Source organism: Marinobacter sp. ST-43 (assembly GCF_030541085.1).
Lineage (GTDB): Bacteria > Pseudomonadota > Gammaproteobacteria > Pseudomonadales > Oleiphilaceae > Marinobacter > Marinobacter nauticus.
Genome location: NZ_JASSVO010000054.1, coordinates 1 through 1,411, shown reverse-complemented (window position 1 = coordinate 1,411; position 1,411 = coordinate 1). Strand labels below are relative to the sequence as shown.

The following is a 1,411-nucleotide window of genomic DNA, read 5'->3' as shown; positions in this document are numbered from 1 at the left end:
CTAGCCCGGATTTCTCATAGTGCTCCAACAACCTTCGCAGACCAAGCCTGGTAGTGCCAGATCCGAGTGGTCATGGTCGAAGTTGGCGATTATTTAGCCAGTTTCCGGCATTCAGGCACAACTCCCCCTTTCCCCCATTGGTATCGGGCCGGGGGAGCCCGATTATCTACTGGGGCACCAAGCGCTGAACCAGTGCTGAGAGATCGTTCTTGTGTGGATAGCTATCACTCATCAACACCCGTATTCGGCGGGTGTTGCGGATGATGACTGCGCCAACCTTGATCAGCTTCAAGCGCAAGGTGCCGGCACTCATACGTTCGAAGGGCGTGTTTTTCAGATGCACCCGCAAACGCTCGAACAGGGTGTAGGCGAAGCCGGATAAGATCAGCCGCCACTGGTTGGTCCACCAGTGTGTGCTGGAGGTGCGACCGGCAAACAGATCCAGTTGTTGATCCTTGATCCGGTTCTCCATATCACCCCGTGCGCAATACTGTTCGTAGTAGAGCTTGAATCCGTCATCGTAGCGGGAGCTGATAACGAACCGGGGGTTCGGGCCTTGAGGGCCATATTCCAGGCGCGCAACCACCCAGCGTGGCTTATGCCAGCTTCGGGCTTTGTAGCGGAAGCGGAAGGTGCTGGCGAGCTTATGGCCATGAGCCTCGTAGTAGGTCCGGACTTTGTCCATGGCTGGGGCGGCAAGCGCCTCCAGCCGCTGGTTGCGGGCCATGCCTACGATGTAATCCACCTGGTTGCGATCGCACCAGGCCAGCAGTCGGGGCTTGCTGAAGTGGGAGTCGCCCCGGAACACGATCCGGGTCTGTGGCCAATACTCGCGAATAAATCGCACCAGCAGCGCCAGAATGGCCCAGCTGTGCCGGGCATCACCTCGATTGCTGGTGCGCAGATAGCTCACCAGCAAGTGCCTACCGCAGAAGACGTAAAGCGGGAAGTAGCAGTGATGGTCGTAATACCGGTTAAAGAACTTACCCGGCTGGTCGCCGTGCACCGGAATATCGGTGCCGTCAAAATCCAGCACGATTTCCTTGGGCGGCTTCTCATGCTGCTCGATAAAGTGGTGCCAGAGCAACTCATGCGCTTTGACAATGGTTTGCCGATCCATCGCCTGCTCCATTCGACAAAGCGTGGACTTGCCGGCCAGAGTCGAGGCATTCCCCGTGGCGGTTTGTAGTGCCTGATCAAAGCGAAGCGCTTCATGATCATTCAGATCTTCGTAGCCGCTGGCCACGCCGTAGACGCGCTGCCGGATCATGGTGTTGAGCCCATGACGAATCATGCGGGCATCCCGCTGGTCGGTCAGCGTCTCGGCCAGTCGCTGGGTTAGCCGGTGTTGTTTATCGACTTCGCGCAGTAACAACACACCGGCATCCGAGGTGATATGGCCTCCGGAGAA

General features: G+C 57.8%; 1 protein-coding gene. It reads right to left on the bottom strand.

Annotated features, from left to right (window positions below; translation table 11 throughout):
• Positions 1-166 precede the first annotated feature (166 nt).
• Positions 167-1,411: IS1380-like element ISMaq3 family transposase (locus QPL98_RS19390; RefSeq protein WP_303293870.1), on the bottom strand; the 1,245-nt coding region annotated here is incomplete at its 5' end.